The organism is Clostridia bacterium (assembly GCA_017394805.1).
Classification (GTDB): domain Bacteria; phylum Bacillota; class Clostridia; order Christensenellales; family CAG-1252; genus RUG14300.
Genome location: JAFPXC010000024.1, coordinates 21,174 through 27,595 on the forward strand (window position 1 = coordinate 21,174; position 6,422 = coordinate 27,595).

Sequence of the window (6,422 nt, forward strand, 5' to 3'; positions counted from 1 at the left end):
ATATGAACAAAATGTACGACAAAGAAACCCTCAGTTTTTACTTGGTGGCCGTCGCGTCGGCGATGGCGGCGATAGCGGCTATGTGCACGTCGGCCTTTTGGCGCGCAACGGGCGGCGTCGCCGTGGGTTTCGCGTTGTTTTTGCCCGCTTTGGTGCTGGCCGCGTTGGGTTTTTCCTATCCCTCGCCCCTCAACAAGGTGCGCGCGGCGGTCATGCTCGGCAACACCTTGGCGCTTTCGGCCATCTTCGTTTGTCTGTTCATCGCCCGTGATCTCGCGGGTGCCAAAATCGTTTTGTATACCGTGGCGGGCGTTTTTCAGCCCAACGCTATGGGGGTTTTGCTGACCATCTTTATGGGATTCGGCCTGTTGGTGGCCGTTATGACCGCGGCCCGCGTGCTGATGCAGGCTTTCGGCAAGTCTATGAACGATCTCGAGCGGCAACTGTACGTGCAGTCCGCGGCGGAAACCGAAACGCCCGCGCCCGATATCACCCCGCGAGAGGTGGACGAAAAGCAAGTGCTGGCCAAGGCGGACCAAGAGGTGCGCATGAATCGGTTGAGCATTCTGCCCGCGTCTTCGGCGCCCGACGGCCGCGACCGCACGCCCGTATCGCCCGCAGAGGCTCGCGCACGCAGTCAAGCGCGGCGCGAAGAGGAAGAGGCAGAAGAGGAAGCGCCCGTTCGCGCGCGCATGGCCACGGTCACCACGGAAACGCCCGCGCCCGTGTATTCCGCGCCCCAAGCCGAGCCCACCTCGGAGGAAGCGCCCGTTCGCTCCATTCTGGCAGAAGAGGAGTCGACCGCCGACGCGCCCCAAGCCGACGAGGACGTCATCTATGCGCAAACGGACGACGTAGAGCCTGCGGTCGAGGTCGAAATGGCCAAAGGGCAGGACCTCACCGATTACGACATTCGCACCGAAACGGCGGTGCATCGGCCTCGTCAAAAAGAAATGCCGAAAAACGACGATCTCTATACGGATTTTTCGTACGATGAGGACGACGACGTCGATCCCACCGATGCGGGAGAATAAAGTATGAATCCACACGACGGACATCGCGAACGGTTGCGCGCAAAGATACGCAAAGACGGATTGAACTCCCTGGAGCCTCACGAAGTGCTGGAGTATTTCCTCTATCCGTTCGTACCTCGTCGCAACACCAACGACATAGCGCACGCCTTACTCCACAAGTTCGGCTCGCTGTCGGGCGTGTTGGAGGCCGACTGCGCCGCTTTGGCCGACGTGGACGGCATGACGGCCAACGCCGCGTTGTTCTTGTCGCAATTACCCGCGTTTCTCGTCATGTACAAGATGGATAAGGCCACCAAAAAGAACAATTTTTTGGCGCCTGCCGAAGCGGCCGTCTATCTCAACGAACTCATTGGGCAACGGCCTACCGAGTGTTTTGCCGCCTTGGCTTTGGACGTCAAAGGCAATTTGATAGGCACCGTTCAATTCGAATCCACGCGCGCCGATTCGGTGGCGGTGGACGTGCGCAAGTTGGTGAAGGAACTGCTGTTGATTCGCGCTACGGGCGTTATCGTGGCGCACAATCACCCCTCGGGCGACGTAACGCCCTCTATGGAAGACGGCGATATGCTCGAATTGTTGCGTTCGGCGTTCGCCCCGTTGGATATCAACCTGCTGGACTGTCTTATCGTGGGCGGCGGCAAAGCCGTCTCGATGATGCGGCGCCAGGCGGCTAAAGGCACGGATACGCGCGTCCCGTGGGAGATCGACGCGGGCGTGCCGACCGAAGAAGAATACAACTTGTTGTTTAATCGCAACGACAAGAATTAAAGGAGATATATATGGATTACGCACAAGAATCACTCAAAAAACACGCCCAATGGAAGGGCAAAATCGAAGTCAAAGCCACCGTTCCCGTGGCCACCAAAGAGGATCTGTCTTTGGCCTATACGCCCGGCGTGGCGCAACCTTGTCTGGAAATTCAAAAGAATCCCGACCTCAGCTACGACCTCACCCGCCGTCACAACCTCTGCGCCGTCATCACGGACGGTACGGCCGTGCTCGGCTTGGGCGACATCGGGCCCGAAGCGGGTATGCCCGTGATGGAAGGCAAGTGCGTGCTGTTCAAATCGTTCGGCGACGTGGACGCGTTCCCCTTGTGCATCAAGAGTAAGGACGTCGACACTATCGTCAACACCATCTATTTGCTGTCCGGATCGTTCGGCGGCATCAATTTGGAAGATATATCCGCGCCCCGTTGCTTCGAGATCGAGCGCAAACTCAAAGAGGTGTGCGACATTCCCATCTTCCACGACGACCAACACGGTACCGCCATCATTACTTTGGCCGGCTTGACCAACGCCCTCAAAGTGGTGGGCAAGAAAAAAGAAGAGATCAAGGTGGTCATCAACGGCGCGGGCGCCGCGGCCATCAGCATCTGCAAACTGCTCCTCTCGGCAGGCGTCAAAAACGTCACCTTGTGCGACCGTTCGGGCGCCATCTACAAGGGCCGCGAGAAAGGTATGAATTGGATCAAGGAAGAGATGGCGGAAGTGACCAACCTCGAGAGAAAGCAAGGCACTTTGGCCGATATGTTGGTGGGTGCGGACGTGTTCATCGGCGTCAGCGCGCCCAAGATGGTGACGACCGAGATGGTGCGCACCATGAACAAGGACGCCATCGTCTTCGCGTGCGCCAACCCCACGCCCGAGATCTTCCCCGAAGACGCCAAAGCGGGCGGCGCCAAAGTGGTGGCCACCGGCCGCAGCGACTATCCCAACCAAATCAACAACGTGCTGGCGTTCCCCGGCATTTTCCGCGGCACCTTCGACGTGAGAGCCCGCGACATCAACGAAGAAATGAAGTTGGCGGCCGCCAAAGCCTTGGCCGAATTGATTTCGGACGACGAACTGTCGGCGGACTATATCATTCCCGCCGCCTTCGATCCCCGCGTGGGCAAGGCCGTCGCCAAGGCCGTGGCGCAAGCCGCCCGTGATTCGGGCGTGGCCAGACTGTAATCGTCACAGAAGAAGTGCGCCGCGAAGGGCGCGGCTGACGACTTTTGCGTATTACGAAAGAAAAGGGAAGTTGTACTATGGGAAAATTCGATAAGGTAATGCAAGAAAAAGACCGCATGGCCGAGTATATGATACACGAGATCACCACGATATGCAAGTACCTGCCCAAACGCGCCCCCGGCTCGGAGGGCGAGAAAAAGGCGGCCGAGTATATGCGCGACGCGCTGGAGAAGGAGTGCGGTTGCAAAAAAACGGCGATAGAGCCCTTCAAGGTGACGCCCGATTCTTTTTACGGCTGGATATACATTACCGTATCGTGCGCTTTGGTGCAGATCATAATGTACTTCTTCTATCCGCTTGTCGGCGCCATCGTCATGGCCTTGGGCCTTATCGTCATGGTGTTGCAATTCGGCCTGTATATCAAGGCTATCGACTTCTTCTTCGTGCAGAAGACCAGCCACAACCTCACGGGCATACGCCCCGCATCGGGCGAGGTGAAGTGCCGCGTGCTGTTCAACGGGCATATCGACGCGGCGTGGAACTTCCCCGTCAACGAGAAGTGGGGCGGCGTGGCCTATACCATACACGTCATCGCCTCTATCGTGGGCGTTTTGTATATGTTCGTGCTGTCCATCATTCGCACGGTGCAGACGGACGCGGCGTGGAATATCCTGACGCCGTCTTCGCAACCCGCCATGTTCTGGTTGGGTGTAGGCACCGTTCTTTTCCTGCCCCTGCTCATCGGTCTGTATTGGATGTGGGACGAGAAGGTGGTCGTGGACGGCGCCAACGACAACTTGACCGGTTGCTATATGGGCATCGCCATTCTCAAAGCCATGGAAGAAGCGGGCGTGCAGCTCGAGCACACCGAGGTCGGCGTGGTGTTGAGCGGCTCGGAGGAGGCCGGTTTGCGCGGCATCAAGTCGTGGTGCGCCCAACACAAGGGCGAGTACGACGACGTGCCCACCTATATCTACAGTTTCGACACCTTGCACGACGAACGGTTCCTGATGGTCAACTATCGCGATCTCAACGGTACGGTGGAGACGGACAAGGAGACGGGCGACCGCTTTATGAAGAGCGCGGCGGAGCTTGGCATTCCCTGCCAGCGCGGCATAGTGCCTCCGTTCGGCGGCGCCACCGATTCGGCGGCCTTTGCGCAAGCGGGCTACAAGGTGGCGGGCATTACGGCGCTCAATCACGTCCTCGAGGACTACTATCACACCATTCACGACACCTATACCAACCTCAATCCCAAATGCTTGGCCGACTGCTATTCGGTGACGGTCAACTGCTTGCGCCATATCGACGAAGAGTTGGGCGACGGCGTTAACGAGGAGCCCATTTCGGCCTAGCGCACAGAGTACCAAAAGCGCGCGACGATTCCTTCGGGAAACGCCGCGTGCTTTTTCGTTTGCTTGCGTGAGGCGGCGCCGTCGTGGCGACTACGCTACGCCTTCTATGAGCAATTTGTCCGCCACGAGCGCAATAAATTCGCCGTTGGTGGGTTTTTCGTTGGCGTTGTAGACCTTGATGCCGAAGATATGATTGACGTTCTCTATTTTGCCCTTGTTCCAGGCCACTTCGATGGCGTGGCGAATGGCGCGTTCCACTTTGCTGGGCGAGGTGGCGAAGCGGGCGGCTACGGCGGGGTAGAGGCGCTTGGTGATGCTGTTGATGACGTCGGGGTTTTCCACGGTCAATTTGACGGCTTCGCGCAGGTAGTGGTAGCCCTTGATATGGGCGGGAATGCCCACGGTGATGAATATATTGCTCAACTTCTCGTCGAGGTTGCGGTTGATACGCGCCCGATAGGCCTGTCCCACCGCGTCCGTTTGGTCGGCGGCCACTTGCACGGTGTCCACCAGCCGTTGGGTGAGAGCCTTGACGGAGAGGGGCTTGGTCATATAGTAGCGCGCGCCCAAGGAAAGGGCGCGGCCCACGTACTCGTCGCCCACCGGCAAGGATACGGCGATGGTGTTGACCGCTATCTTTTTGTCCGCCAGGGTGTTAAGGACGTCCAGCCCGTCGAAGGAGGGCATCACCATATCCAGCACCATCGCGTCGTAATCGCCGCGTTCGCATTCGCGTATGGCCGACAGGCCGTCGTATACGGCCGTCACCGAAAACAAATTCGTTTCTTGCAATTTTTGTTTGAGCTCGTCGCAATAGGCGACGTTGTCGTCTACCACCAAAACCTTTGCCTTTTTCATGCTTGCCTCCAAGAGTCGTGTTTTTCCGTTGGGCCTGGGGGCTATGCCCCCAAACCGCTTCGGAGAGGGAACAAACGCGGGATACCTTCGTTTGACGGATTCATTATAACAAATCCCGCCCGAGAGGGGGCGCGGTCGCGTCGGGCTTATTACGTCGAAAGTTGCCGAAGGAAGAGGAATTTAGCCGAATGGTCGCGAATGGCCTTGCTGCCGCCGAGAAAAGAGGGGAGTTTCGCCTTTATTTGTAAAAAAATGCTCGACGCTCACATTTTTTTGAAAAAAGTAGTTTACAAATGCGATATATATCCATATAATAAATGCAAATTGACACAAGGAGTGATTCGTTATGCCTAAATATAAATTGTGCCCGCGTTGCGAATTGAACTATATATTGGAGACGGAAGACTATTGTCCCGTGTGCAAAGACGAAATGAACGGCGTCGCCGTCAACGATTTGGATTACGACGAGGCCTTCGAGCGCATCTGCCCCCGTTGCGGCATCAATCCCATCACCGACGACCAAGAGTATTGCGAGGCCTGCCGCGCCGATATGGAGACGTTGAGCGTGGAGTCGGAGTCGGAAGAGGAAGAATGGCAAAAGAGCGCCAAGGAGACCGAGGTGGCCTTCCCCGACCTGGACGAGGACGAGGAAGACGAGGAGTTGGATCCCGCCTTGGTGATGGAGGATCCCGACATCTTGGCCGAATTGGAGTCGGAGAGCGAAGCGGACGCCGAATTGGACAAAGAGGAAGAGGAGTTCGAGGATGAGGACGACGACTTCGACGATTTTGAAGACTTGGGCGACGTAGACGACTACGACGAAGAAGAGGACGACGAAGACGATGACGACGATGACGACGGCGATCTTTGATAGCCTTCGGCACGCGTGATAAAAAGACGGGCGTTGGGATTTCGCATCTCAACGCCCGTTTTTTATATTGATTTAACTTTCCCCTTAGCGTATTCGTCGAGCGGTCGCAAGGGAAGACCGCTTGCCTTGCGCTAACGCAGCGCGGAGTAGGCGAGGGAGCAAATCATCAATTTGTACGGCTCGGACGTCACGGCCTCAAACTCCATCACGAGGCGCATGATAAACTTGGTATTGGCGGCGGTCACGCGGCGTTTCACCCCATTGGCGTCCGTCATGACCATGGGCTTGGAGAAAAGGCTCCAATTCGTGCGAAGGTAGGGCACGGCGTTTTTGATCTGCTGGACGTACA

The 6,422-nt window shown here is 57.1% G+C and carries 7 protein-coding genes; 5 read left to right on the forward strand and 2 right to left on the reverse strand.

From position 1 onward, the window contains the following. Positions 1 to 2 precede the first annotated feature (2 nt). The 4 genes from II896_06285 to II896_06300 all read left to right on the forward strand — a co-directional run bounded on the left by II896_06285 (position 3) and on the right by II896_06300 (position 4,344). The gene (locus II896_06285; GenBank protein ID MBQ4444242.1) at positions 3 to 1,034 is read left to right on the forward strand and encodes a hypothetical protein; all 1,032 of its coding nucleotides are present in this window, start codon (positions 3 to 5) and stop codon (positions 1,032 to 1,034) included. A gap of 3 nt (positions 1,035 to 1,037) precedes the next feature. After that, complete coding sequence (locus II896_06290; protein ID MBQ4444243.1) at positions 1,038 to 1,802, forward strand: hypothetical protein; 765 nt, start codon at positions 1,038 to 1,040, stop codon at positions 1,800 to 1,802. An 11-nt stretch (positions 1,803 to 1,813) separates the two neighbouring features. Further along, positions 1,814 to 2,989, forward strand: a complete 1,176-nt coding sequence (locus II896_06295) for an NAD-dependent malic enzyme (GenBank protein ID MBQ4444244.1) — start codon at positions 1,814 to 1,816, stop codon at positions 2,987 to 2,989. Positions 2,990 to 3,066: 77 nt separating this feature from the next. Next, positions 3,067 to 4,344: a M20/M25/M40 family metallo-hydrolase gene (locus II896_06300; GenBank protein ID MBQ4444245.1), complete on the forward strand. Its 1,278-nt coding sequence runs from the start codon at positions 3,067 to 3,069 to the stop codon at positions 4,342 to 4,344. 90 nt (positions 4,345 to 4,434) lie between these two features. Here II896_06300 and spo0A read toward each other — a convergent pair whose 3' ends face one another. Then, the gene (gene spo0A / locus II896_06305) at positions 4,435 to 5,202 is read right to left on the reverse strand and encodes a sporulation transcription factor Spo0A (protein ID MBQ4444246.1); all 768 of its coding nucleotides are present in this window, start codon (positions 5,200 to 5,202) and stop codon (positions 4,435 to 4,437) included. 346 nt (positions 5,203 to 5,548) lie between these two features. Between spo0A and II896_06310 the strand changes: the two genes are divergently transcribed. Further along, complete coding sequence (locus II896_06310) at positions 5,549 to 6,073, forward strand: hypothetical protein (protein MBQ4444247.1); 525 nt, start codon at positions 5,549 to 5,551, stop codon at positions 6,071 to 6,073. A 131-nt stretch (positions 6,074 to 6,204) separates the two neighbouring features. Here the strand turns inward: II896_06310 and II896_06315 are convergent. Next, the coding region (locus II896_06315; protein MBQ4444248.1) for a hypothetical protein at positions 6,205 to 6,422 on the reverse strand (218 nt) is incomplete at its 5' end.

Bases quoted from the DNA above. Each gene is read 5' to 3' on its own strand.
- II896_06285 (MBQ4444242.1), top strand. From the start codon at position 3: ATGAACAAAATGTACGACAAAGAAACCCTCAGTTTTTACTTGGTGGCC.
- II896_06290 (MBQ4444243.1), top strand. From the start codon at position 1,038: ATGAATCCACACGACGGACATCGCGAACGGTTGCGCGCAAAGATACGC.
- II896_06295 (MBQ4444244.1), top strand. From the start codon at position 1,814: ATGGATTACGCACAAGAATCACTCAAAAAACACGCCCAATGGAAGGGC.
- II896_06300 (MBQ4444245.1), top strand. From the start codon at position 3,067: ATGGGAAAATTCGATAAGGTAATGCAAGAAAAAGACCGCATGGCCGAG.
- spo0A (MBQ4444246.1), bottom strand. From the start codon at position 5,202: ATGAAAAAGGCAAAGGTTTTGGTGGTAGACGACAACGTCGCCTATTGC.
- II896_06310 (MBQ4444247.1), top strand. From the start codon at position 5,549: ATGCCTAAATATAAATTGTGCCCGCGTTGCGAATTGAACTATATATTG.